The organism is Streptomyces sp. CB02261 (assembly GCF_001905665.1).
Taxonomy (GTDB): Bacteria; Actinomycetota; Actinomycetes; order Streptomycetales; family Streptomycetaceae; genus Streptomyces.
The window spans coordinates 260,774-285,758 of record NZ_LIVX01000006.1 but is presented as its reverse complement, the minus strand read 5'-3'; the positions used below and the strand labels follow the sequence as shown (position 1 = coordinate 285,758).

Here is a 24,985-nt window from a genome sequence, read left to right as displayed (position 1 = left end):
CGTGGAACATCCCGACCACGACCGCCCGGCGACCGGAAAGGGCTGTCCGGTGGACCTCCCCGCCGCTCTCGGGCGCGCACGCTCCGCGCGGCGACCCGATCCCGACACACCCGCCGGGCCGACCGTCCCGGCCTGGCCCGGACGACCACTGCCGATCCCGGAAGCCCGCCCGGCCGAGCTCGATCTGCGGGCCCTGCTGCACCTCTCCCTGGCCGCCGCGGACGGCACGGGACGGCTGCGCCCGACCCCCTCCGCCGGCGCGCTGCACCCGGTGGACACCGAACTCGTCGTCGGCGCCGGCTGCTCCCTGCCGCCCGGCCGCTACGGCTACGACCCACTGCGCCACCGTGTCCACCACCTCGGCCGGCAACCCGACGGCACGCCACCGGGTGCGACCGCCGAACTCTCCGTCACCGCACGGCGCACGGCCTCCCACTACGGTCACCGCGCCTGGCCCCTCCTGCTCCTCGACACCGGACACGCCGCCGCCGCGCTCTTCCTCGCCGCCCGCTCCCTGGGCGTGGAAGAGCCCGAGCCCCACCTGGACGGGCGCTCCGAGAGCACCCTCGCCGCCGTCCGCATCCCCCTGGCCGCCGCCGGCTCCCGGCGCCCCCGGCTGTCCACGAGCGTGTTCACGCCCGAGGAACTTCTGGCCCGCCGGAGCACCCCGCCACCGATGCCGGGCACCCCGGACGCGTACGCCCTGCGGGCGGTCCTCACCACCGCCGCGCAGGCCGGCGGCGGCGACCTGCGGTGGTGCGCCGCCGTCGGCCCCCCACGGCCAGGCCTGATGGAACCGGCCCCCGACACCACGACACCGCGCCGGTCCGCCGCGGGCGAGGCCCGCCCCACCCTCGCGGCCTGGGCGGCGGGTCAGGCCTGGATCGCGGACGCGGGCGCCGTCCTGCTCGCCCGCGGCTGCCCCTCGGACGCCGACGCGTCCCACATCCGCCGCGCCCACCTGAGGGCCGGATTCGCCGTTCACCTCGCCCACCTCACGGCACTCCGCCACGGCCTCGCCGCCCGGCCCGTGGGCTCCTGGCAGCAGGCGGACCTCGGCGCCGCGCTCGGCGCCACACCCGGCCAGGACTGGATCGTCCACGGACTGGCCCTCGGCACCCTCCACGCCGCAGAGGAGAACACCGCATGATCGTCCACCCCGAACTGCGCCGCGCCGCCCGACGCGCACGGCGCCCCCTGCTCACCGCCACCCTCCTGCAAGCGGCCGTCACCCTCACCCACCTGGCACAGGCCGCCCTGCTCGCCCTCGCGCTCGCCGACCTGGCCCGCGGCACCACGGGGCACCTCCCCTGGCTGCTCACCGCGGTCCTCACCGCCGTCGCCGCCCGCGCGGGACTCGGCACCTGGCAGCGACGCGTCGCCACTCGCGCCGGGGCCGAGGTCAGGGTGGCCCTGCGAGACGAACTCCTCGCCCACCTGGGCCGGTTGGGGAGCGCCCACCTGACCACGGCACGAGCCGGAGCCGTACGCACCACCGTCGTCGACGGGGTCGAGGGTGTCGACGCCTACGTGTCGCGCTACCTGCCCCAGCTCCTGATCACCCTGTCCGTGCCACCCCTGGTGCTCGCCGCCCTCGCCGTGGTGGAACCGGTCGTGCTCCTCGGCCTCGTCCCCGCCCTGCTGCTCGCCCTGTGCGGCCCCCGCGCCTGGGACCGTCTGCTCGCCGCCCGGGGCAAGGATCACTGGGACACCTACGAAGGACTGGGCGCCGACTACCTGGAAGCCCTCCAGGGCATGCCCGCCCTGCGCGCCGCCGGTGCGGTCGGCCGCACCCGCGAGCGCCTGGAGGAGCGCTCGGCGGCCCTGCACCGGGCGACCGTCGCGAAGCTGCGCGTCTCCCTGGTCGACACCAGCATCACCGACCTCGCCATCCAGGGAGGCACCGCCGCGGCCGCGCTCCTCGCCTGCTGGTCGGCCGTCAGCGGATCCACCACGGCGACCGGCACCTACCTCGTCCTGCTCCTCGCCTCGGAGTGCTTCCGGCCCGTCCGCGACCTCGCACGCGAGTGGCACGCCGGATACCTGGGCGTCTCGGCCGCGGACGGCATCGCGGCACTGCGTACCGCCGAACCCGCGGTCCGCGACACCGGACAGGACTCGGCGCACTGGTCGACCCCGCCCGAACTCCGCTACGAGAACGTCTCGTTCACCTACGAAGGCGCCTCGTGTCCGACGGTCCGCGACGTCTCCTTCACCGCACCGGCGGGACGCACCACCGCGATCGTCGGCCCGTCCGGCGCGGGCAAGTCCACCCTTCTCGCCCTGCTGCTGCGCCACCACGACCCCGACGCCGGCCGGATCACCCTCGACGGGCGCGGCACCACCCGATACTCCCTCGACTCGCTGCGGCGGGGTATCGCCGTGGTGTCGCAGGACACGTACCTCTTCCACGCCACCATCGCCGACAACCTTCGGACGGCCCGGCCGGACGCCGGGGACGACGAGCTGACGGCGGCGGCGCGCGCCGCCGGTGTCCACGACGAGATCACCGCCCTCCCCGAGGGCTACGCAACCGTCCTCGGCGAGCGCGGCGCCACCCTCTCCGGCGGCCAGCGACAGCGGGTCGCGCTCGCCCGGGCCCTCCTGGCGGACGCCCCGGTGCTCGTCCTGGACGAGGCGACGAGCGCGGTCGACGAACGCCGCGAGGCGGACATCGTCCGCGAACTGCTGAACGCCACCGGCGACCGCACCGTCCTGGTGATCGCCCACCGGCTCGCCGCCGTCCGGCACGCCGACCACATCGTCGTCCTCGACGCGGGGCGGGTCGACGCCGTCGGCGACCATGCCGGCCTGGTCGCGGCCGGCGGCGTCTACGCGCACCTCGTCGAGGCCGGCCGTACCGACCCAGGAGAACTCGCCGCATGAGCACCACCACCGGCACCGCTGTCGACACCGCCACCGCAAACGACACCGCCACGACCGAAGCCGCCGTGCCCGAACGCGGCGCGTTGCGCGCCCTCCTTCCCGCCCTCGCCGAGCACCGCGCCATGACGGTCCGCACCTGCGCCGCCGCCCTGCTCGAACAGGGCTCCCTCGTCGCGCTCGTCACACTGGCCGCGCACACCGTGGGCACCGCCGTCATCGAGGCAACGGCCCCGACGTCCGGCGCCGTCACCGCCCTCGTCGCCCTCGTCGTCGTACGAGCGCTGACGACCTGGCGCGAGATGGACCTCTCCCACGACCTGGCCTACCGGGTCCTCGCCGCCCTGCGGGTACGCGTCTTCGACGGCCTCGCGCGCAGCGCACCCGCCCGCGTCGCCGGCCGGCGCAGCGGCGACCTCGCCGCCACGGCCCAGGCCGACGTGGAGGCACTGGAGTTCTTCTACGCCCACACCACCGCCCAGCTCCTGGCGGCCGGGACGGTCTTCACCGGCGGTGCGGCGGTCCTCGCCACGCTCGACCCGTGGCTGCTCGCGGCCGTGCTGCCGGTCGCGGCCCTGCTCGCCGTGGCTCCCTTCGCCGACGCGCGCGGACGTGCGGTACGCGGCGGCCGGACCCGGACCGCCGTCGCCACGCTGTCGGCCGACACGGTGGAGGTCGTCGACGGACTGCGCGAGCTGCTCGCCTTCGGCACCCTCGCCACACGCCGGCGCCGACTGGCCGAGCGCGGACGGCAGGTGGGTGACGCCCAGCGCGCCGAGGCCACGTGGGAGGCCGTCACCGCCGCCGTCCGCGACCTCCTGATCGTTGTCGCGGTTCTCGGAGTGGTGGCCGCGGCGGCGCAGTCCACGGCGGCGGGACGGCTGCACGGCGCGTGGGCTCCGGCGGCGACGGCGCTCGCCCTGGCCGTCCTCGGCCCCGTCGCGGAGTCGGCCCGGTCGCTGAGCCAGGCCGTGTCCCTGCGCGCCGCCGCCGCCCGCGTCGGCGCGGCCGTCAAGGCTCCCGCGCTCGCCCCGCCGCCCACCGCACCCCGCCCGCTTCCCCCCGGCCCGCTGGGCGTCCGGCTGCACCGGGTGAGGTTCGACTACGGCGGCGGTCCCGTCCTCGACGGCGTCGAGCTGACCGTCGGCGCGGGTCAGACGCTCGCCCTGGTCGGCGCCTCGGGCGCCGGCAAGTCGACCTGCGCCCACCTCCTGGCCCGCTTCTGGGACCCCTCCGCGGGCCAGGTCCAGCTGATCCCCGCCGAAGGGGACCCCCTCGACCTCCGCGAGGTGGACGACGCCGAACTCCGCCGCGCCGTCGCCCTCGTGGGACAGGAGACACCCCTCTTCCACGGCACCCTCGCCGAGAACCTGCGGCTCACCGCCCCCGACGCCGACGACGACCTCCTCGCCGAGACGGCCCGCCTGTGCGGAGTCGACCGGATCGCCCCGCTGAGCACCCCGGTCGGCGAGCGCGGCTCCACCCTCTCCGGCGGCCAGAGGGCCCGCATCGCCCTCGCCCGCGCCCTCCTGGCCGAACCGCGCGTCCTCATCCTGGACGAGTCCACCGCCCACCTGGACAACGCGAGCGACGCCCGGCTCGCCGCCGCGCTCCGCCAGGAAGGCCGTACGACGATCGTCATCGCCCACCGCCGCGCCACGATCCGGCGGGCCGACCGCATCGCCGTCCTCGAAGCCGGACGCATCGCCGAGGAGGGCACCTGGGAGGAGCTCACCGGCCGCCCCGACAGCACCCTCCACCGCAGCCTCTCCCACATGGCCCCCTGAATCACCGGCCCACCGGCCCACCGGCCCACCGGCCCACCGGCCCACCGGCCCACCGGCCCACCGGCCCACCGGCCCACCGGCCCACCGGCCCACCGGCACCCCGAACCGCCCGCGAACGCCCCTCGGTTCCCGACCGAGGGGCGTTGTCAGTGGGCGGGGATAGGTTCGATCTTGTTCCGCCGCAACGGCGAGAGCGCCCCTTCGACGTGCATGGGAGAGGTACGTTGCCGGTCTGGGAGAGGTCGAGTACGGCGCGGGTGGTCCCGCCCGCGCGACCGCGGAAACTCGCCAAGGTGCCGTTCGTCGAGCTGGCCGACGGACGACTGCAGGGCGTCGTGTCCAGCGGGTCCGACGCAGGACGCGTGTACGTGTCCTCGATCGCGACCGCGACCTACGCGTTCGCGTGCAGCACCAACAACAACCGCCCCTGCGGCGGTGCGCGCGGCACCTTCTGCAACCACATCCGCGCCCTCGTCGGCGAGGCGGTCCTGCAGTACGGAGCCGAGCGCGTCGCCCGCTACCTGAAGGCCGACACTCCCGAAGGAGAGCCCGACGCCCCGCGGCTCGTCTCGGTGATGACCGCCACCCGCCCCGAGCAGGGCGACACCTCGGCGGCCGCCCCGGTGTTCAGCAGGTTCCTCCGGCACCTCGCCTACCTCGAACTGGAGCCGACCACCGCGCCGCTGCCCGAGATGCAGTGGTTCCCGCCGACGAGGACGGTCGCCTGATGCGTACGGACCTGCTCACCGACCCCGTCGACGGACTCGACGAGGCACTCGGCGCCGTCGACGCCTTCGACCGGGCGCTCGTCGCCGGACTGCTCCGACCGCAGCCCGCCCAGGCCGCCGGACTCGCGGCCCTCGCGGGCGCCGTCGCCGGGACGCCGCTCGCCTCGCTGGTCGCCGAGGCGGCCGACAAGGCCGCGGCCGGCGCCGCCGGCGAGGACCACCTCGTCGCGCTCGCCGCAGCCCGCACGGCCCTCATGGGCGCCGTGCACGACGCCCTCACGGACCGCGTCGCGGACGTCACCGGCCGGCCGCGCGCCGAGTGGAGCACCCCGGACACCGACACCACCGCCGGCGACGGCCCCGGAGCGAACGTCCTCGCCGCCGCCCGCGCCTGGCTGTGCGACCTCGCCCGCGCGGGCTGGCACGGCATCGACCACGACCTGGTCGCCGCAGCCGCCCCCGTGGTCTCCGCGATGCTGCCCGACACCCGGCTGCGCCGTCAGGCGACCCTGCTCGACGGCTTCGCGGCCGAACTCGCCGCCTCCTGCCCCGGCGCCACCCTGGACCGCGTCCCGGTGCGCCGCTGGGCCGACCTGTGGACGCGCGCGCTGCTCCTGACCCTGCCGGGCGCCACCCCCGCCCCCACGCCGTCCACCGTGACCGGACGCCTGCTGCCGCTGGGCGTCGACGTCCAGGAGCACGCGACCGCCGTGCAGGCCCAGGTCCACGCCGTACTCGAACCCTCCGACGGGACGGCGCCCCGCCTCGTCCGGGCCGCGGTGTCCGCGCCCAAGCCCGACACCGTCGTCGGCGCGGGCCTGTGGCAGCTCCTGCGGCCGCGGATGTCCCTGCTCGGCGCGGCGGGTGAGGGCCGCGCCATGGAACTCGACGCCATGCCCGTCACCGCCGAGGGCGACCTCGTCTGGGACGACGAGCGGGCGCGCCCCGGGGAGCCGGCCGATGCCTTCGCCACCGCCCGGGTCGTCCTGTCCGCCGCCACCGACCCGGTGACCACCCCCCTGGACCGCCACCCCGCACGGATCGCCGTCCCCGTGCTCCTGGAGGGGTACGGGGCGGAGCACGAGGAGGGCGGGACGCTGACGTTCACCGTCGCCGGGCACCGGCTGGCCGTCGACACCGACCGCGTCCCCACGGCGGGCCCGCTCACCCCGGACGCGGTCGCCGCCTCCGGCGCGTGCCTGGGCCTGCTCCGCTGGGACGCGGGGGAGTTCGTCCTCCAGCCGCTCGCCGTCGAGACCACCGTCCGCAAGAAGACCGTCGCCGTCCACGCGGGCGCGTGGGCCGGAGGCACCACCGACAAGCTCGGCGTACGGGCGGAGAAGGCGGCCACGGACTCCGTCACCGTCCTGCGGGAACGCGCCGGAAAGCTGCTGCGCGCATGACCGACACCACGCCCCGGCGGCGCGCCGCCACGCCCACCGCCCCGGCCGGCGACACGCCGTCCGCCCCGGCCCCGGCCGGTGACGCGCCCACCGCCCCGCCCCGCGACGCGACCACCGCCCCGGCCGGCGCCCCGCCCGCCTTCCCCGCCCCGGACGGCCCCGACCGCGACGACAACCGGCGTCAGGTTCTCTACTGGCGCCTTCTCGCCCGGCTCTTCGACCCGGAGGAGCAGGCGGCCCTCGAAGCGTCGAGCCTCGCCGTCGTCGAGGACATCGGACTGCCGTCGGCACTGCTCGACCCGGGCGCGTCCGTCGAGTCCGTCGTGCAGCGGCATCCGGAGCTGGCCGACGAGTTCGACGGGCTGATGACACCGGAGCCCGAGCCGGACGGCGCACGCGACCGGGCGGCGGAGGTGCGGCGCGCCGCGCTCGCGTCGAAGCTGCTGCTCAACGTCTTCGCCACCGGATCGGGAACGGTCTCCGCGGGTCAGCTGGCCCGCTGGCAGTCGGACGCCGGCTGGCTGGAGCGGGCGCTCGGCCGTCCGCCCGGGGGACTGCGCGGCGGCCAGGGCGGAGCGGCCTTCGCCGGGGGTCTGGGGGCCGAACTCGGCACCCTCGAGGCCGAACTCGTCCGCCGCATGCACCTGCGCGAGGTGCTGGCCGACCCCGCGCTCGCGGCCCGGCTCACCCCCAGCATGTCGCTGATCGAGCAACTGCTGCGCGACAAGGGCAACCTGTCCGGCATCGCCCTCGCCAACGCCAAGTCCCTCATCCGGCGCTACGTCGACGAGGTCGCCCAGGTGCTCCGCACCCAGGTGGAGAAGGCCACCGTGGGGGAGCTCGACCGTTCGGTCCCGCCCAAGCGGGTCTTCCGCAACCTCGACCTCGACCGCACCATCTGGAAGAACCTCACCAACTGGAGCCCGGAGGAGGAGCGGCTCTACGTCGACCGCCTCTACTACCGGCACACCACCCGCCGGACCACACCCCAGCGGCTCATCGTCGTCGTGGACCAGTCCGGCTCCATGGTCGACTCGATGGTCAACTGCACCATCCTCGCCTCGATCTTCGCCGGGCTGCCGAAGGTCGACGTCCACCTCATCGCGTACGACACCCGGGCCATCGACCTCACCCCCTGGGTGCACGACCCGTTCGACGTCCTCCTGCGCACCAACCTCGGCGGTGGCAACGACGGACCGGTCGCGATGGCCATGGCCCGGCCGAAGATCGCCGAACCCAAGAACACGGCGATGGTGTGGATCTCCGACTTCTACGAGTTCTCCCGGTCGCAGCCCCTGTTCGAGGGCATCGAGGCCGTCCACCGGTCCGGAGTCCGCTTCATCCCCGTCGGCTCGGTGACCAGCTCCGGACGGCAGGAGGTCAACCCCTGGTTCCGGGAGCGGTTCAAGGCGCTCGGCACCCCGGTGATCTCCGGCCACATCGACAAGCTCGTGCACGAACTCAAGACCTTCCTCACCTGAAAGGCCCTCCTCATGTCCGACCTGCTCCGCGCCCCCGCCGAGATCAAGTACGCCGAGGAGCTCGACTGGCTCGAGTCGATCGACGACAACCCCAAGCCCTTCTCCTGGCGCCTCTCCCCGAAGATGGTCCGCCTGTTCGTCCTCGGCTCCGAGCGCGCCGACGGCCTGGACCGGGAGGTGTCGCAGAAGTGGTTCGGCGACCGCAGCTTCGTCGAGCGCTCCATCGTCACCCTCGCCTCCGACCGCGGGCTGCTCCTCATCGGTGACCCCGGCACCGGCAAGAGCTGGCTCGCCGAGCTCCTCTCGGCCGCGATCAGCCGCAACTCCACCCAGGTGGTCCAGGGCACCGCCGGCACCACCGAGGACCACATCAAGTACTCCTGGAACGTGTCCATGGTCATCGCCAAGGGACAGTCCCGCGAGTCGATGATCCCGTCACCGATCATGACCGCCATGGAGACCGGCACCATCGGCCGCTTCGAGGAGCTCACCCGCTCCACCAGCGACGTCCAGGACGCGCTCATCTCGATCCTCTCCGAGAAGTACATCTCCGTCCCCGAACTCGACAGCGCCGACGGCGAGAACATCGTCTTCGCCAAGCCCGGCTTCTCGGTCATCGCCACCGCCAACAGCCGCGACCGCGGAGTCAACGACCTGTCCTCGGCGCTCAAGCGCCGGTTCAACTTCGTCCGCATCCCCGTCGTCACGAACAAGAAGAGCGAGGCGGAGATCGTCCGCTTCCGCACCGAGGAGCTGCTGCGCCGGCACGCCATCGAGCTGGACGTGCCGCCCACCCTCCTCGACGTCCTCCTCCAGAGCTTCGCAGACCTGCGGGCCTCCGCCGCAGCGGCCGGCAGCGACGACGAGAAGCTGGAGTCGGCCCTCTCCACCGCCGAGCAGATCGGCGTACTGGAGGACGCCGTCCTGCACAGCGACTTCTTCGGCGAGCGCACCCTGACCGCCCGCGCCCTCGCCTCCTCGCTGATCGGCACGCTCGCCCGCCGCGAGCCCGAGGACCTGGCCATCCTCAACAAGTACCTGCACGGCGTCGTCGAGCCGCGCGGCAAGGAGGAGGGCGGCTCCTGGCCCGAGTTCCTGGAGGGCGGCCGCGACGCGATCGCCAAGCTGTCATGACCGGCGCCCCCGAGACCCAGGCCGCCCCCGCACCCCCCTCGTCCGAGGCGACGGGAGCCACCTTCGCCGCGCTGCGCGGGCAACTCCACGACGCGGCGGCCGAGTTCGCGGGCGGTCAGGACGCCCTGGAAGACATCCTCCTCGGCATGGTCGACGACGTCGACCGCGCCGTCGGCGAACCCCTGGAGATCTTCCCCGTCTGCCACCACTCGCCGGCCTCCGCCCTCGCCATGGCCCGCCGGCTGCGGGAGAAGCAGCCCAAGGTCGTCTACCTGGAACTCTGCGAGGACATGACGCCGCTCCTCACCGAGCTGCGCAACTGCCGGCTGCCCGTCGCAGTGCAGGCCTTCGCGAGCGAGATCGACGGCTTCCCGCCCGACTGGGCCCCGCTGTCCGTCGTCGCACCCGTCACCGAGGCCTCCGCCGAATACCAGGCCATCGCCTACGCCCTCGACACACCCGGCGTCGAGCTGGTCCTCGTGGACCGCTCCTCCGACCACGTCTTCCAGTGGGACACCCGGCACGAGCAGACCGAGCGCGCCGCCGGGGACGCCGACACGCTGCACGGCGAGGCCGTCGGGGTCGAGATCGGCGACCTGCGGCCGCGATTCGCCGAACTGGAGGAGCACCTGCTGCGCCACGGCAAGGTGCGGCACTGGTCGGAGTGGTGGCACCAGTACGTCGAGGTCCCGCTCGGCGACAGCGACCACGACACCTACCGCCAGGTCATGTTCCTCATCGGCAGCCTGTTCCGCCGCCTCGCCCCGGGCCGGGGCGAGCGGGTGCGCGTCGACGAGGACCGCGAGCGCTACATGTGGACCCGGATGCGCGAGCACCTGGCCGCCACCGGCACCGACCCGGCGGACTGCCTCTACGTGTGCGGCGCCTTCCACGCGGCCAGCCGCGTCGAGGAGTTCGGCGTGCACGGCACCGGGGACTTCGTCATCTCCCCCCGGACCGCCACGACCTGGCAGTACGGACTGATCCCGTCGAGCCACACGGCGATCGAGGCGCAGTTCGGCCTCGCCCCGGGCTCCGTGTCCATCGCCGCGACGGAATGGGCGAAGAACCTCAGGCGCACCCGGACCGAGCCGTACCGGCTGGCGGGGCAGGCCGGCACGAAGAAGCCGCGCCCGGCGAGGACGGCGCCGACGGCCGCCGCGCCCGCGCCCGTGCCCACGGAGGACAGGCTCACCGGCTTCCTCCGGCAGCCCCCCGCCCTCCACACGCTCGACGAGGCCGAACTCCTCGGCTGGTCCGTGGACATCGTCCGCGCCGCCCGCCGCAGCGGCTACCTCGCCTCCACCGCCGACGCGATCGCCGTCTTCGAGACGTCGATCCTGCTCGCCGCTATGCGGGACCGGGCCAAGCCGACGCCGTACGACTTCCAGGACGCGGCGGTCACCTGCATCGAGAAGGACACCGTCCCCGGCCGCCGGGACGTCCGCCGGCTCGTCGAGATCATGATGGGCGGCGACCGGATCGGCCAGGTCGGCTACGAAGCCCTGCCCCCGCTCGCCCGCGACGTGCACGACCGGCTGGCACCGCTCGCACTGAACCTCCAGCAGCGCGGCGTCCGCCGAGCCCTCCTCGACATGGCCTCCCGGCCTGAGCTGCGGGCCTGCTCGGACGTCCTGTGGATGCTGCGCCGCCTGCTTCCGCCCGGCGCCGCTCGCACGGTGATGGGGGAGCGGCGGCTCGGCGAGCGGTCGATCCAGGAATCATGGGACCTGTCGCTCGGCACCCACCAACGGGCACTGATCGAGCTCGGCTACGAGGGCGTGAGCCTGGAGCAGGTACTCGAGCAGCGCCTGCGCCGCACCGCCTACGGCGACCGGGCCACGACGGCCGAGGTGCTCGCGGCGGTCGAGGACGCGACGCTGTACCTCGGCGGCAGGCGCCTCGCCGACGAGCTCGGCACCCGCGCCCTCGACGTCCTGTCGGGCGAGCGCACCGTGGACGGGGCCCCGGAGGTGCTGCGCCGGGTCCGCGGCCTCCTCGCGTACTACCGCACCAGCGAGCCGGTGCTGCCGCCGTGGATCGAGTCCTTCGTCAGGACCGGGTACGCCCACTACTGCACGCTGCTGCCCACGGCGTTCCGCGACGAGGACGCGACCGTGGGGCAGGTGGCGGCGATGCTGGGCTTCCTGTTCAGCATGGAGAGCCTGGCCCTGTCACTGGGCTGCGACCGGACGCAGCTGGAACTGGCGGTGGCGCAGTCGCACCCGGGGGACCCGGCGAAGACGGCGCTGCTGTGGGCCGCCCAGGTGCAGCTCGGCACCCTGTCCCGGGGTGAGCTGCGCGCACGCTGCGACGAACTCCTCGCCAACCCCCTGGTGGTGCCCTCCTATCCGCGCTACCTCAGCGGCTTCGTGCACGCGCTGGAACCGGTGCCGGGGCTCGCGGACGTGGTGGTGGAAGCGGTGTCGAACGCCTTCGGGCGGCTGCCGGACGCCGTCCTGCTGCCGTGGTTGCCGAGCCTCATCACCACCCTGCGGTCGAACGCCGCGGAGCTGGCCCCGCTGCTGATCCGGGAGGCGGGCCGCGTCTTCCCGGCACGCCTCGCGGCCCTGGACACCTGGGTCCCGCCGTGGCGCGCCGCACCGGAGCTGCAGCCCGTCCGGCAGGCCGCAGGGCCGCGCGGTGCGGCGCTGCTCCCGGCGCACCCGGAGACGTGCGACGCCCTGGCGCGGCTCCTGGGCCGCGCGGACCCCTGGGCACCGGCGGAGGGGCGGGCCACCGGACCGGCGGGTGCGGCGCTGCTCTTCGCCCACCGGGCCACGAGCGACGCGCTGGCGGAACTCCTGGGCGGCGGCGACCCTTGGGCCCCGGCCGCGGCGGAGGCCGGCTCCCCGGCCCTGACCGCCCGGCACCCGGCGACGGCCCACGCGGCGGCGGCGCTCCTCACGGCCCCGTGACACCGGGCCGGCCGCCGGGCCCGCAGGCCTCGGCGGCCGGCCCGGGAAGGCCGGTCGGGAGGGGACCGTCAGTCGTCGAGGGCGTCCAGGACGGTGCCGAGGTCGACGAACTTGAAGTTGGTCGCCGGACGGTCGCCGTCCCCGGGGGCGTCGTGTCCGTCCTGCACGACGAGGAGCCCGTTCGGGTACTTCGCGCCGAGGGGGGCGTTCAGGGCGGCGGCGCCGTCGCACTCCTCGGAGCCGTCCAGGGCGCTGTGCGCGGGAGCGACCCGGAAGCCGCCCTCGTACTCGTTGTCGTCCCCGACCTCCCGGTCGTAGGCGGCGAAGGTGTCGTCGCCCTGGCTGGAGGCGAGGAGGTAGCCGTCGCCGTCGGACTCGGTGACCAGGGTCAGGCCCTCGACGTCCGCGGAGACCTTGGTGCCGCCGAAGCCGGGGTCGGCGCCCGGCGCGCACTCCTCGGTCTCCTCGTCGTAGACCCCGGGGACGCCGTACTCACGGACGGTGTCGATGAGCTTCGGCGTGCCGGTGAGGTCGGCGCGCAGGCGCCAGATGCCGATGTCCTCCTGGCCTGCGTAGAGGGTGCCGTCGGCGGGGTCGACGACCATGCCCTCGACCTGCGGCAGTTCACCGGGCTCGCCGCAGGGGGACCACGAGGTGCCGTCGGGCAGCCGGAACGAGGAGGGCAGGTCCAGGCTGCGGACCTTGCGGTACGTGACCTTGCCGCCGGCGGCCGGGAGCAGTTCGAGCAGCGCGATGCTGGTGCGCTCCCGACGGCTGACGAGGGCGAAGGACTTCCCGGACGCGGGGTCCGTCCAGGTGGCGAGACCGTACGCGGTCCGCTGGTCGTTGATCTCGGCCTGGTCCCGGGAGAACACGGGGGGCGCGGCCGGGTCGGTGACGTCGGTCAGGGGGCCGCCGGCGCGGTCACGGTCGATGCGGTAGAACCGCAGCCGGTCGTTGCCCCGGTCGCTGGTGACGGCCAGGTCGGCCCGGCCCGAGGAGAGCCGCAGTCCCTGGACGAGGTCCACGTTGTTGAACCGGCCCGGGGCGTCGTCCTCGCCGGCGGCGGGCGGCGCGGCTATGGACTGCACCGGTCGCGCGTCCAGGTCGTAGACGCGCAGGCCGCCCTCCTTGGCGGTCGCGATGACGAGGCTGCGGCCGGGGGCGGCCGCGTTGCGCCAGATGGCCGGGTCGTCGGCGTCGGCGTTGCCGCCCGCCTCGTCGTCGTGCAGGACCGGCGTCTCCGCGCGGGGCGTCACGGTCGGCAGCGGGCTGTCGGAGGAGCGGTGATGGGCCTGGGCCGGAACGGCGAGGGCCGCTGCCGCGAGCGCCGTGGTCATGACGAGCACGAGTGACCTGGCGGTGATGGGGCGAGTCACGCAACTCTCCTACTGCAGGGGGTGGTCGGTCCTGCGTGAGCGTGCTGCCCCTCCGTGTCGGCCCGGCGCCGCCGGGAGGCCGGAGGCCGGAAGTCCAGATGTACGGGCGGTGAACCGCCACGTGGGCCGCGACACGTGTCGCGGCCCGCGCGGCGTGCCCGTCGGTGATCAGGCGGGGTTCTTCACGTCCGCCAGGTAGGTGGCGCCGCCGAGGCAGTCACGCACCTCGTAGCGGGGTGCGGCCGTCCCGGTCCAGCGGAGGAACCCGCTCGCTCCGGTGGCGGCCGTCATGTCGATGAAGCGGCACCCGTCGTACAGCAGCTTGCCCGCCGCGGTCGCCGTGGACCCGGTCGTCACCTGGTGCGAGCCCATGAGTCCGCAGTCCACGTAACGCACCATCGGGCCGCGTGCGCCGTTCGCGTCGAAGTCGTACACGTGGGTGACCGCGTTCGGCGCCCAGGACTTGAAGCTGAGGGCGGTGTCGTCGCAGGACTCGAAGGTGATGCTGCCCTTGTACCAGCGGGAGTCGATCACCTTGTGGCCGACGCCGCGCAGCTCGAAGCGGATGCCCTGGGCATAGAGCCGCGTCACCGAGTCGGCGCGGGTGGTCGCGTCGGCGGTGAGCTGGAAGAACGTACCGTTCGACGCGGCGTCGGTGAGGATGTAGGAGCCGCCGATGAAGTTCATCGAGCCGCCCCGGTTGTTCTTCACGAACACACCCGACTGGTACTCCACCTTGCAATCGCGGAACCAGTAGTTGAGGAACTGGTCCTGCTGCGTCGCCGCCGGGGTCATCCCCATGACGAGGAACGCGTCGGAGTAGGAGCCGCCGACCTGGCAGTGGTCCCAGCCCATCTCGCTGTTCAGGTTGGACGTCGTGGCCGGGCCGTCCAGACCGATGCCGCGCTTCCAGCTGCCGCGCCACTCGACGTCCGTGTACCAGGTGTCCTGGACGCCGTAGTCGGCCGAGGAGTACGCGTAGTTGAAGCTCGACGTGGCATTGGTGCTCGTGAAGGTGAGACCGGAGATCCGGATGTTCTTGTAGCGCTGGTGGTTCGTCCACAGCGTGGTGTCGTCGGCCGTCGGGGAGTAGACGATCCGGGACAGCCGCTTGCCGTAGCCGGTGATCGACACGCCGTCGACGATGCCGCCGTTGCCCTCGCCGTTGACGTTCGGCAGCAGCGAGTCCGGCTGGGTCAGGAGATAGGTGCCGGGCGGGATGACCAGGACCTTCTTCGGGATCGCTCCCGAGATGGGGCCGGGCTGGAAGGAGGCCAGCACCTCGGCGGCGGCCGCGCGGAAAGCGGCGTCGCTGGGAGTGGCGCCGGTCGGGTCGGCGCCCTTGCTGATGACGTCGACGCTGTACGGGTCGTCCCCGGAACCCGCCGCGTACGCCGTGCCGCCCCCCATCGCGACGGCCCCCACCGTCACGCCGGCTCCGGCCGTGGCCAGTCCGCGCATGACGGAACGCCGGTCCATACCTCTGGTCATTCTGCCCCCGTTGTGATGATCATGAGAAAGACAGGACATCGGACCATGACGGTGACGTGAACGCAAGATTGTTTCCTCTCTCCTCCGGAGCGGCCGTCACTCCGATCGCCCGCGACCTGCGGCGCGTCGTCGCCGACCTGGCCGCCCACGACGGCACCGGAGTGCTGCTGACCTCGCACTACCTGGCCGAGGTGGAAGAACTCTGCGGCCATGTGTACGTCATGTCCGCCGGCCGCCACCTCGCCCAGGGCAGCACCGCCGAAGCACCCGCGCCGTCGCCGACACCTTCGGAGCCGTCCGCGAGACCCTCCCCGACGGCGGAGAGGTGATCACCCTGCGCCATCCCGACGACATGGCCGGCCCGCTGGTGGCGGAAGGCCGCGACCGGCAGCCACCGCACCATCCGCCTCACCGTCACCGACCCGACCGACCGCGTCCTCGAGGTTGGCCTCGGCGATCTCCAGGCCGCCGATGGACCCGCCGGCACCGACCACCGCCATCCTGGCCCTCGCCGAGACCGGCGAGGCGGCACTCGTGCCGGCCTCCGGAGCCAGGGGCGCCGCCCGGTGAACCACCTCCGCCACGCCCTGCGGGTCTTCGCCGCGGAAACGCTCAAGCAGCACCGGCGGCTCTTCGGCCAGCCGCTCGTCGTCTTCTCGATGCCGGTCCGGCCGGTCCTCCAACTGGCCACCACCTACTACACGATCCGACCCGTCGCCACGGCCTCCGGAGCCGCCGAGAACTGGCCGCTCGCCGCCGACCCCGAGCGCCTCCTCGCCTTCCTGGCCACCGGCACCCTCGCATACGCCTTCTTCTTCTCCCTCGTCCAGAGCGCCTGGCACCTCTCCTTCGAGCGCACCACCGGCACCCTGGAGCTGCTCTTCCTCTCCCCGGCGGGCCGCCTCACCCTGATGATCGCGAACGGGGCGGGGGCGCTCCTCCAGAACGCCTGGCTGCTCACCTGCTTCACCGTCGCCGCCCTCACCGGCTTCGGGACGCCGTCCGTCGCGGCCTGGTGGATGTACGGGATCGTCCTCCTGGCCCTGCTGGTGCCGGCGGTCGCGTGGGGAGCGTTCCTCAACAGCCTGCGTGTGTTCTCCCGGGACTCGGCGTTCCTCTACACGATCCTCGACGAGCCGCTCTGGTTCGTCTCCGGCGTCCGGCTCCCGCACTTCGCCCTGCCGACCGTGGTCCAGGTGGTCGGAGCGGTCTTCCCGCTCACCGGGAGTCTGCTCGCGGTCCGGGGGGCCCTGCTCGAACACCGCACGGCCGGCGAACTCGCCCCGACGCTGCTCGGACTGGGAGCGCTGAGCGCGCTGCTGCTCGTGGCGGCGTCGCTGATCCTCCGGGTGGGCGAGGCCCGGGCGAGGAGGACGGGCGCGCTGAGCCTGGCCTGATGACCGCGGCGCGGCCCAGGATCGGCGACCGGGCGTTGGCGGAGTCGGTGAGCCGGGGCCCGTGCCCGGTGTCCGTGGCCGGTGCTCGGTGCTTGCTGCCCGGTGTCCGTGGCCGGGAACGCGGACGACCCGTGGGCCTTGGTCCCGTCCGCTCGAGTTCGGACGGGAGCCGGCCGGATTACCGGCGGCCCACGGGTCGGGTGACTGCGTGGTTTTCGGCAGGTGGCCTGCCGAGGTGCACAGAGTGCGACGGCAGGCCGTTAGCCCGCAGTCACCTCACGAATCCGAAAAGAAACCATGTTCTCGGATCACCTCCTTTCAGCGTGTGCCCACAGCCTAGGAAAGGCGCGGACGACGCTCAAGCGATTTATTCGAGCAGTTTCCGCGGCCCTCGTCAGCGCAGTTCAGAGGCGACGAGGGCGGCCGCGTCGGCCACCAGCGCGTCGACGGGCGGGGCGTCCTCCTCGAACCGCGTCGTCATCACGACGAGCACGATCGGGCCGCCGTCCGGCGGCCAGGTGACACCCGCGTCGTTGTTGCCGCCGTACCGGCCACCGCCGGTCTTGTCGGCGAGGAGCCAGTCCGCCGGAAGCCCCTTGCGGAACCGCTCGCCGCTCGTGGTGTTGGCGAGCATCCAGCCGGTCAGCCGATTCCGGTCCTCGCGCGGAAGCGCGTCGCCGAGCAGCAGCCGCCCATAGGTCAGGCCGATGGCGCGGGGCGTCGTGGTGTCGGTCCTCCGCCAGGGCTCCGCCGAGTTCAGCTCGGGCTCCCAGCGGTCCAGCCGCGTCGTAAGGTCACCGACCGACCGGGCGAACCGGGTGACCGAGGTCGGACCGCCCAGCTCGCGCAGCAGCAGGTTCGCCGCGGTGTTGTCGCTGTGGCGCAGGGTGGCGTCGCACAGCTCGGCGACGGTCATCCCGTGGGCGAGGTTCTCCGGCAGCTCGGTCCTGGGGGAGTACCCCGACCGTTCGACGTACGCCTCGGTGTAGCGGATACGACGCTCCAGGAACGTGCCGTCGTGGTCGAGGTCGCGGAGCACGGCCGCGACGGCGAGGGTCTTGAACACGGAGCACATCGCGAAGCGCTCCTCGGCGCGGAACGCCACCGAGCGCCCCGTCCGCACGTCGTGGGCGAACACGCCGAGCCGGGCGGAGTGCCGCCGCTCCAGCTCCCGCAGCCGCCCGACGAGACGCTTCCCGCCCGCCCCTCTCCCGGAGGAGGCGTGAGCCGGCCCGACGAGCGCCGAGGTGGAGGCGAGCGCGGCACCGGCGCCGAGGGCGAGAGCGGTGCGGCGGGACGGGGTGAGACCTGAGACGGACAACGTGATTCCCTTCCGTGGCGATCACTGCACAGGGGAACACGTGCCAGGGGCTCCTACCGGTTGCGACCCGTACCGACCGGGAGCACGTCAGCGCCCGTCGAAGGGCCAGGCCTCGATGTCGCGGTACCGGATCGGCCCGGGGCCCCGGCCGAAGTTGCTGCCGACCAGGTGGAGGCGCTCGGCCCGCCAGCCACGGCCGGTGAAGCCGGCCAGACCGGAGGCGATGTCCACCACGCTCGACGGATCGTCGCGGCGGGCGCGGGCCAGCGTCAGATGGGGGCGCAGCGGCCGGTCCTCGAGCGGGACACCGCACTCCGCGACCACCGTGCGGACGCCGTCGGCGAGCCGGTGCAGCCCTGCCAGGTCTCCGTCGATCCCGCTCCACAGCACCCGCCCGTCGAAGTGCCCGCCGCCCCGCAGCGCCAGTTCGACCGGCCCGCGCGAGGCCGCGAGGTCCGCGAGCGGCGGACGCAGGAGCGGCACGGTCGCGGCGGGGAGCTCGCCGAGGAACGCCAGGGTGATGTGCCAGTCCTCGATGCGGTTCCACCGCAGCCGCGGGTACGCGTCGTAGGCGGCGCCCAGCTCCCGCGCCAGTTCGTCCTTCGCCTCGTCGGGCGGCGCGAGGGCGATGAACACGCGCACGGTCGCCGCCCGGTCCTGCTCCTGCTCGTCCCCGCCGGGCCCCGTCCCCTGCCCGCGCACCTGCGTCATCGTCCGTTCCCCGCTCGCCCTGCGTCCGACGTTCCGCGATCCGCGTCGCACCGGACCCGATGTCCCTCGCCGGCTCCACCGCTGTCGCGCGACCGCCGCCGTACCGAGGCGAGGGTACGCCGTGCTCGCCGAGGGGGCCCGACGGCCCCCGGCGGGAGGCCGGGCGCGACGGCACCCACGGGGGACCGGCCCTGACGGCCCCCGACCCGCGGTACCGGGCCCGGCGGCGCGCGACGTGGGCCCGACCGGACCGCCCCCGACGTGAGACCGGTGGTTCTGCCGATGCCGCCGCGTCGTGCCGCGTCGACAGTGACCGGGCCAGTCCAGGACGCCGTCCCCGGTCCCGCCGGAGGACGGCCGTCACACGACACGAGAGGACGACTCCGTCGTGAAACGACACATCGCCGCAGCCGCCACCGCCACCGCAGCCTGCCTCACCCTGCTCGTCACCCCGGGCGTCAGCTCCGCCGGGGCCGCGGCCGCCAACCCGTACGAGCGCGGCCCCGCGCCCAGCCAGTCGAGCATCGAGGCACTGCGCGGCCCGTACGCCGTCTCCGAGACCAGCGTCTCCTCCCTCGTCGCCAGCGGCTTCGGCGGCGGCACCATCTACTACCCCACCTCCACGAGCGACGGGACGTTCGGCGCGGTGGTGATCTCGCCGGGCTTCACCGCCTACCAGTCGTCGATCGCCTGGCTGGGACCGCGCCTCGCCTCGCAGGGCTTCGTGGTGTTCACCATCGACACCCTCACCACCCTCGACCAGCCCGACAGCCGCGGGCGTCAGCTCCTGGCCGCGCTCGACCACCTGACCCAGCGCAGCTCCGTCCGGGGCAGGATCGACACGTCCCGCCTCGGCGTGATGGGTCACTCCATGGGCGGCGGCGGTTCCCTCGAAGCCGCCAAGAGCCGGCCCTCGCTGAAGGCCGCGATCCCCCTGACCGGGTGGAACACGGACAAGACCTGGCCCGAGATCAGCACGCCCACCCTGGTCATCGGCGCGGACGGCGACACGGTCGCCCCCGTCGCCACCCACTCGGAGCCGTTCTACGAGAGCCTGCCCGGCTCGCTCGACAAGGCGTACCTGGAGCTGAACAGCGCCACGCACTTCACCCCGAACACGTCGAACACGACGATCGCGAAGTACAGCATCTCCTGGCTCAAGCGCTTCATCGACAACGACACCCGCTACGACCAGTTCCTCTGCCCGCTGCCGCGGCCGAGCCTGACGATCGAGGAGTACCGGGGCACCTGCCCGCTCGGTTCCTGACGACCGACGGCCGGCGTCCGGACGCTCTGTGCGCCGTCACAGGACACGGCTCCCGGGCCTGGGCCCCTGCCCACGCCCGGGCCCGGGAGCCTTCCCCCGATACCTACGGGTCGGTAACGTGCCGGCCGTGAGCGGAGCGACTCAAGCCGCCGCCCCCGGCCCACGGCTGTACGACCGTACGGCCGAACTCGCCGCGGTGGCCCGGCTCTCGACCCGGGCCGGCAGCGGAACGACCGGCGTCCTCTTCGTCACCGGCGACCCCGGCGAAGGGCGCACGGCGCTGCTCGCACGGGCCGCCCACGACTTCCCCGGCACCGCCCACAGCGTTGCCGCACCCCCGCACCGGGGACCCTGGAGCGGGGTGCGGTCCCTGTGCTCCGCCCTCGCGCCGCACCCGCCCGCCGGGCGCCGCGCCCTGCGGCTCGCACGGGGCGAGGACGGCCTCGCCGCGGCCGTCGCCGGCCTCACCTCCGGCCGCCCCGCCCTGATCTGCCTCGACGACCTGCACCTGTGGGACGCCCACTCGCGTGCCGCGCTCACCACCGCCTGGCGGGAGCCCGCGAGCCGCTCGGGCGGCACGGTCTGGCTCGTGTCGGCGGCACGCCACCACTGCCTCCCCGAGGTGCCGGACGCGGAGACCGTACGGCTGGGGCGGCTCACCAGAGCCGGCGCACGTGCCCTCCTGGACGACCTCTGCGCGCCGCCGCCGCCCGACCGGCTCGTGGAGCGGCTGCTCGACGAGACCGCCGGGCACCCCGGTGTCCTCGCCGCGGCGGTACGGCACCTCGCGTCCGCCCCCGTGACCGGAGCCACCGGCCCGTCCCGGCCCCTCGTCGACGGCGCCGTCCTCGCCGAGGTGTACGGCGGTCTCGTGGACAGCCTTCCCGCGGACTCCCGACGCCTCCTCGCGGTGGTCGCCCTGACCGGCCGCACCGGCGCCGGCGAACCGCCGGAACTCCCCGGGCCCGGTGAGCCGGACCAGCCGCCCCAGGCGTACGAGGTCGGTCTCGGCGCGGTCCTCGCCACCGCACGGGCCACCCGCACGTCCGTCGAACCCCTGGACGGCCTGGTCGCGGGCGGACTGCTGCGTCGCAGGGGCGACGCGCTCCGCTTCGAGGACCCGTTCCTCGGCCGGGCGGCGCTCGCCTCCGCACCCACCGGCATCATCCAGGCCCCTCCCGCGGCCCCGGCGGACCCGACGCTCGCCCGCGGCGAGGGACACCGCGCCGACCGGCTCGGCCCGCCCCCCGCCGTACGCGCCCTCGCTCCCGTGGTCCGCGGCCGCTCGCAGCTCGTCCGCGGTCTCGCGGCGCTCGCGGGCGGCCCGGTCATGGACGCCCACGAGGCGTTGCTGCAGGCGGCGGAGCTGCTCGGGGACCGGGAGCCGGCCGAGGCGTCCGACGCCCGGTTCCTCGCGATGGAGGCCGCCTGGGCCGGCGGCGACGTCTCCGCGTGCCTGGTCGCCCTCGACCCGGGGAAGGCCGCCCGGGGCACGGAACGCGACTTCGTCGAAGGGCTGCGCGCCGCCCTCGACATCCGCCTCGACCAGGCCCGCTCCGCCCTGGCCCGGGTCGTCGCGCGCGACGGCGCCGAGGACGACCCGCGCCTGCTCCTGCGGGCGGGCTCCGCCGCGCTCGTGCTCGGCGACACCGTGGCGGCGGCCCGGGTCCACGCCCGTGCGCTCGCCCGCGCCCGCGCCGAGCACCGGACCGCCCTGGTGCCCCGGGCCCTGGAACACCTCGCCTACGCCGAACTCCGGGCGGGCCGCTACAGCAGGGCCGCGCGCACCGCGCACGAGGGACTGCGGGCTGCCGAGCAGACCGGGCAGCGCAATGTCGCCGCCCACCAGCACGCCGTCCTGGCCCTCGTGGCCTCGGTGGCGGGCGACGCGCGGACCGTGACGGAGCACGCGGGACTGGCCCTGGACACCGCGCGGCCGCACGGTCTCGTCCAGGCCGCGACCCTCGCCGAATGGGCGCTCGCCCGGGCCGAGTTCGGGCAGGGGCTCGCGGCCCAGGCGACCGCGCGGCTCCTCCCTCTCGTCCGGCAGGGTCCGCGGAGCGGCCACTTCGCGCTGCGGATGCTGGTCGTGCCCTGTTTCGTGGAGGCGGCCGTGGCGTCCGGCCGGCGCGCGGAGGCACGGGAAGCGGCGGAGGAGTACGCGATCTGGGCCGTCCAGGGCATCGACCGCACGGCTCCGGCCCAACTGGCGCGCTGCCGGGCGCTGCTCGCGCCGGGCGAGGAGCCGGCGTACTGGTTCGGTGAGGCGGTCCGCCGCCACGACAGCTGCGGCAACGACTTCGAACGCGCCCGTACGCTCCTCGCCTACGGCACCTGGCTGAGGCGCCGCCGCCGGCCCGGCGACGCCCGCGGTCCGCTGAGCGACGCCCTGGTCACCTTCGAGCGGGCCGCGGCGGAGGGCTGGGCCGAGCACGCCCGCTCCGAGCTCCGCGCCACCGGCGGCACCACCGGCGGGGTCACGGACCCGGCGGCGCTGGGACGGCTGACGCCCCAGCAGCAGCGCATCGCCCGCCTCGTCGCCGGAGGCGCCACCAACCGGGAGGTCGCCGACCGCCTCACCCTCAGCCCCCGGACGGTGGACCACCACCTCCGGAGCGTCTTCGCCAGACTGGGCATCCGGTCCCGGGTCGAACTCCCCGGCGTGATCGGCCGGTGGGACGCCCGCCCGACGGGCGGGTGAGGAGACTCAGCCGCCGTCGTCCCGGGGGCGTGGGACCGGTGCGGTCCGCGGCAGCCGCGGCGGGCCGCCGAAACGGACGGTGACGCCGGGCGAGCAGAGCACTCACGGGTGCGCCGAGGGGCCGCGTCAGACCGGCCGCGGCCAGGAGCGTCTCGTCGCGGTCGAGGAGCCGGGCGCGGTGCGGCGGCCGGGGAGCGTCGGGCCGCCGCGTCCACCGGCAGCGGAGAAGGCGGCCCCTCCGTGGTGCGGAGGGGCCGCCTTCCGTCCGGCTCACGGCAACGCCGTCATGCCGGTCGGTGGTGCGAGGTGGGGAGCGACGGGGCTACGGCGTCACCTTCAGCAGCTTGTTCGCGGTGCCGGAGGAGGGGTTCTTGATCGCGTCGGCCGTGGCCGCCCCGGTCAGCGCGGCGGCGGTGTCGGCGGGGGTCGCCGACGGGTTGGCCGCCAGGTACAGGACGGCGGCGCCCGCCACGTGCGGCGCGGCCATCGACGTGCCGGAGATCGTCTTCGTACCGGTGTCGCTGTCGTTCCAGGCCGAGGTGATCTCCGATCCCGGGGCGTACAGGTCGACCACGGCGCCGAAGTTCGAGAAGTCCGACTGCTGGTCGTCCTTGGTGCTGGAGGCCACGGTCAGCGCCTCCGTCACCCGGGACGGCGAGCCCTGCCCGGCGTCGGAGGACTCGTTGCCCGCCGCCACGGCGAAGGTCACGCCGGAGGCGATGGCCCGCTTGACCGCCGCGTCGAGCGCCTCGTCGGCGCCACCGCCGAGGCTCATGTTCGCGACCGAGGGCCCGGAGTGGTTCTGCGTCACCCAGTCGATGCCCGCCACGACCTGCTCGGTCGTGCCGGAGCCGTTGTCGTCGAGGACGCGCACGGCCACGACCTTGGACTTCTTGGCGACGCCGTGGGACGTGCCGGCGATGGTGCCCGCGACGTGGGTGCCGTGGCCGTTGCCGTCGTCCGCGGTGTCGTCGTTGTCCACGGCGTCGAAGCCGTGGGTCGCCCGGCCGCCGAAGTCCTGGTGCGAGACGCGCACGCCGGTGTCGATGACGTACGCGGTCACGCCCTCCCCGCCGTTGTCGGGGTAGGCGTACTTCTTGTCAGCGGCGGTGTCGGCCTGGTCGATCCGGTCCAGGCCCCAGGACGGGGGGTTCTCCTGTGTCGCGTTGATGCTGAAGCGCTTGTTCTGCACGACCGTCCCCACGGAGGGGTCGGCCGCCAGACGCTTGGCCTCGTCGACGGTGAGGCCGGACGCCGAGAAGCCGTTGACCTCGGAGCCGTAGGCGCGTTCGAGGGTGCCGCCGTACTTCTTCGCGAGCTCCGCCTTGTTCGCGGATGCGTCGAGGATGACGACGAAACTGCCGGCCACGGCGCCCGGGGCGCCGAGTCCGTGCACGGTCCCTTCGGCGGGGGCGGCCGCCCCCGCGATGTTGCCCGCGAGCAGTGCCGCGGTGACGGCACCGGCCACACCTGTGGCTATGGCCGCGTGACGAAGACCGTGGGATCGCTTGTGAGTTGCCATGAAAGGGGTTCTCTCCTCGTGTTGACGTGTGGGGCGTCAAACGTTCGAGAGAACCCTGTGCGGGTTGGCAGGAGCAAATCAAGAGCGAAACCGGGGTTCGGGCTTTTTCAACAAGGTTTCTTAATGGTCTCTCCGCATCGCCTCCACGCCGCACACGCGTTCTCGCGGACTCCTCCTTGAAAAGGGCACGATTAATCATTTGTGCGCCGAGGCCGCCGCGCCGCATCCTCGGCACCGTGAGTACGGAGAGCGGAGCACCCGAGCGGTGGACCCAGGCCAGCGTCTACCCCGACATGTGGGCGGACCCCGACACGGATCCCCGCCACAGTGACGGACCCGGCCCGGACGGGGAGTTGGCGACGTTCCAGGACTTCCTCGGCGGCTACCGGCTGACCCTGCTGATGAAGTGCGAGGGGCTGGACCCGGAGCAGCTGGCCCGCAGGTCGGTGCCGCCGTCGACGATGTCCCTGCTCGGACTGGTCCGCCATCTCGCCGAGGTGGAGCGGGACTGGCGCGGCTGGATCCTGCCGGGAGACCCGGAACCGAAGCTGTACGGGGACGCGGACGGCGACTTCGAGGGAGCCGTGGCGGAGCAGGCGGTCGTCGAGGGCGCGTTCGCCGACCTCGCACGCGAACAGGCCGCGACCGACGCGGCACTGGAGGCGTGCACGGACCTGGGCGCCCGGGTGATCCAGGACGGCACCGCCGTCCGCGAGCTGTGGGTCCACCGGATCGAGGAGTACGCACGGCACTGCGGGCACGCGGACCTGCTGCGGGAGTGCGTCGACGGCCGGGTGGGGCAGTAGCCGACCCGTCGACGGGGCAGGCCCGAGCGAGAGCCTGCCCCCCGTCGTACGAACCC

At 74.2% G+C, this 24,985-nt stretch carries 18 protein-coding genes; 13 read left to right on the top strand and 5 right to left on the bottom strand.

The genetic code is table 11. From position 1 onward, the window contains the following. Position 1: 1 nt before the first annotated feature. The 8 genes from AMK29_RS21560 (at position 2) to AMK29_RS21525 (ending at position 12,334) form a co-directional block, all read left to right on the top strand. A complete protein-coding gene (locus AMK29_RS21560) occupies positions 2-1,150 on the top strand; it encodes a hypothetical protein (RefSeq protein WP_079197059.1) in 1,149 nt (382 codons plus the stop codon). Further along, entirely contained in the window at positions 1,147-2,886 is a 1,740-nt protein-coding gene (locus AMK29_RS21555) for an ABC transporter ATP-binding protein/permease (RefSeq protein WP_073815368.1), read from the top strand. Before AMK29_RS21560 ends, AMK29_RS21555 begins: the two co-directional genes overlap by 4 nt. Then, on the top strand, positions 2,883-4,670 hold the full coding sequence (locus tag AMK29_RS21550) for an ABC transporter ATP-binding protein (protein ID WP_107422660.1): 1,788 nt from the start codon (positions 2,883-2,885) through the stop codon (positions 4,668-4,670). Before AMK29_RS21555 ends, AMK29_RS21550 begins: the two co-directional genes overlap by 4 nt. A 224-nt stretch (positions 4,671-4,894) precedes the next feature. After that, positions 4,895-5,398 (top strand): hypothetical protein, encoded by a 504-nt coding sequence (locus AMK29_RS21545; protein ID WP_073815365.1) that lies wholly within the window; start codon positions 4,895-4,897, stop codon positions 5,396-5,398. Next, entirely contained in the window at positions 5,398-6,801 is a 1,404-nt protein-coding gene (locus AMK29_RS21540; RefSeq protein ID WP_198942303.1) for a hypothetical protein, read from the top strand. Before AMK29_RS21545 ends, AMK29_RS21540 begins: the two co-directional genes overlap by 1 nt. After that, a complete protein-coding gene (locus AMK29_RS21535) occupies positions 6,798-8,282 on the top strand; it encodes a VWA domain-containing protein (protein ID WP_079197027.1) in 1,485 nt (494 codons plus the stop codon). Before AMK29_RS21540 ends, AMK29_RS21535 begins: the two co-directional genes overlap by 4 nt. Before the next feature lie 12 nt (positions 8,283-8,294). Continuing rightward, positions 8,295-9,416, top strand: a complete 1,122-nt coding sequence (locus AMK29_RS21530) for an ATP-binding protein (RefSeq protein ID WP_073815360.1) — start codon at positions 8,295-8,297, stop codon at positions 9,414-9,416. Continuing rightward, positions 9,413-12,334: a DUF5682 family protein gene (locus AMK29_RS21525; protein WP_073815358.1), complete on the top strand. Its 2,922-nt coding sequence runs from the start codon at positions 9,413-9,415 to the stop codon at positions 12,332-12,334. The genes AMK29_RS21530 and AMK29_RS21525 overlap by 4 nt, the downstream gene beginning before the upstream one ends. A gap of 68 nt (positions 12,335-12,402) precedes the next feature. Here AMK29_RS21525 and AMK29_RS21520 read toward each other — a convergent pair whose 3' ends face one another. Both AMK29_RS21520 and AMK29_RS21515 read right to left on the bottom strand, forming a co-directional pair. Next, on the bottom strand, positions 12,403-13,674 hold the full coding sequence (locus AMK29_RS21520) for a phytase (RefSeq protein ID WP_107422671.1): 1,272 nt from the start codon (positions 13,672-13,674) through the stop codon (positions 12,403-12,405). A gap of 207 nt (positions 13,675-13,881) precedes the next feature. Continuing rightward, positions 13,882-15,192 carry a hypothetical protein gene (locus tag AMK29_RS21515; RefSeq protein WP_241845611.1) on the bottom strand — a complete coding sequence of 437 codons (1,311 nt, stop codon included), beginning with the start codon at positions 15,190-15,192 and terminating at the stop codon, positions 13,882-13,884. Between the two features lie 68 nt (positions 15,193-15,260). On the opposite strand from AMK29_RS21515, the gene AMK29_RS37815 reads away from it, so the two are divergent. Beyond that, entirely contained in the window at positions 15,261-15,533 is a 273-nt protein-coding gene (locus tag AMK29_RS37815; protein WP_338012739.1) for a hypothetical protein, read from the top strand. A gap of 237 nt (positions 15,534-15,770) precedes the next feature. Continuing rightward, positions 15,771-16,601, top strand: coding sequence for an ABC transporter permease (locus AMK29_RS21505; protein ID WP_073815348.1), 831 nt, complete (start codon positions 15,771-15,773; stop codon positions 16,599-16,601). A 394-nt stretch (positions 16,602-16,995) separates the two neighbouring features. Here the strand turns inward: AMK29_RS21505 and bla are convergent, their stop codons facing one another. Together bla and thpR are read right to left on the bottom strand one after the other, a co-directional pair. Continuing rightward, on the bottom strand, positions 16,996-17,922 hold the full coding sequence (bla, locus tag AMK29_RS21500) for a class A beta-lactamase (protein WP_073815345.1): 927 nt from the start codon (positions 17,920-17,922) through the stop codon (positions 16,996-16,998). An 87-nt stretch (positions 17,923-18,009) separates the two neighbouring features. Continuing rightward, entirely contained in the window at positions 18,010-18,633 is a 624-nt protein-coding gene (gene thpR, locus AMK29_RS21495) for an RNA 2',3'-cyclic phosphodiesterase (RefSeq protein ID WP_073815342.1), read from the bottom strand. A gap of 388 nt (positions 18,634-19,021) precedes the next feature. Here thpR and bdeA point away from each other — a divergent pair, with 388 nt between their 5' ends. Then, positions 19,022-19,900 carry a bis(hydroxyethyl) terephthalate hydrolase gene (gene bdeA / locus AMK29_RS21490; RefSeq protein ID WP_073815339.1) on the top strand — a complete coding sequence of 293 codons (879 nt, stop codon included), beginning with the start codon at positions 19,022-19,024 and terminating at the stop codon, positions 19,898-19,900. A gap of 127 nt (positions 19,901-20,027) precedes the next feature. Further along, positions 20,028-22,601 carry a helix-turn-helix transcriptional regulator gene (locus AMK29_RS21485; protein WP_073815837.1) on the top strand — a complete coding sequence of 858 codons (2,574 nt, stop codon included), beginning with the start codon at positions 20,028-20,030 and terminating at the stop codon, positions 22,599-22,601. Positions 22,602-22,923: 322 nt separating this feature from the next. On the opposite strand, the gene AMK29_RS21480 is transcribed toward AMK29_RS21485, so the two are convergent. Next, positions 22,924-24,123 (bottom strand): S8 family peptidase, encoded by a 1,200-nt coding sequence (locus AMK29_RS21480; protein WP_073815337.1) that lies wholly within the window; start codon positions 24,121-24,123, stop codon positions 22,924-22,926. 293 nt (positions 24,124-24,416) lie between these two features. Here AMK29_RS21480 and AMK29_RS21475 point away from each other — a divergent pair, with 293 nt between their 5' ends. After that, positions 24,417-24,929, top strand: coding sequence for a DinB family protein (locus AMK29_RS21475; protein ID WP_073815335.1), 513 nt, complete (start codon positions 24,417-24,419; stop codon positions 24,927-24,929). Positions 24,930-24,985 lie beyond the last annotated feature (56 nt).

What these genes read in the sequence shown, in the direction of transcription:
- AMK29_RS21555 (WP_073815368.1), top strand. Translation starts at nt 1,147, where the DNA reads ATGATCGTCCACCCCGAACTGCGCCGCGCCGCCCGACGCGCACGGCGC.
- AMK29_RS21550 (WP_107422660.1), top strand. Translation starts at nt 2,883, where the DNA reads ATGAGCACCACCACCGGCACCGCTGTCGACACCGCCACCGCAAACGAC.
- AMK29_RS21540 (WP_198942303.1), top strand. Translation starts at nt 5,398, where the DNA reads ATGCGTACGGACCTGCTCACCGACCCCGTCGACGGACTCGACGAGGCA.
- AMK29_RS21535 (WP_079197027.1), top strand. Translation starts at nt 6,798, where the DNA reads ATGACCGACACCACGCCCCGGCGGCGCGCCGCCACGCCCACCGCCCCG.
- AMK29_RS21530 (WP_073815360.1), top strand. Translation starts at nt 8,295, where the DNA reads ATGTCCGACCTGCTCCGCGCCCCCGCCGAGATCAAGTACGCCGAGGAG.
- AMK29_RS21525 (WP_073815358.1), top strand. Translation starts at nt 9,413, where the DNA reads ATGACCGGCGCCCCCGAGACCCAGGCCGCCCCCGCACCCCCCTCGTCC.
- AMK29_RS21520 (WP_107422671.1), bottom strand. Translation starts at nt 13,674, where the DNA reads ATGACCACGGCGCTCGCGGCAGCGGCCCTCGCCGTTCCGGCCCAGGCC.
- AMK29_RS21515 (WP_241845611.1), bottom strand. Translation starts at nt 15,192, where the DNA reads ATGGACCGGCGTTCCGTCATGCGCGGACTGGCCACGGCCGGAGCCGGC.
- thpR (WP_073815342.1), bottom strand. Translation starts at nt 18,633, where the DNA reads ATGACGCAGGTGCGCGGGCAGGGGACGGGGCCCGGCGGGGACGAGCAG.
- AMK29_RS21480 (WP_073815337.1), bottom strand. Translation starts at nt 24,123, where the DNA reads ATGGCAACTCACAAGCGATCCCACGGTCTTCGTCACGCGGCCATAGCC.
- AMK29_RS21475 (WP_073815335.1), top strand. Translation starts at nt 24,417, where the DNA reads ATGTGGGCGGACCCCGACACGGATCCCCGCCACAGTGACGGACCCGGC.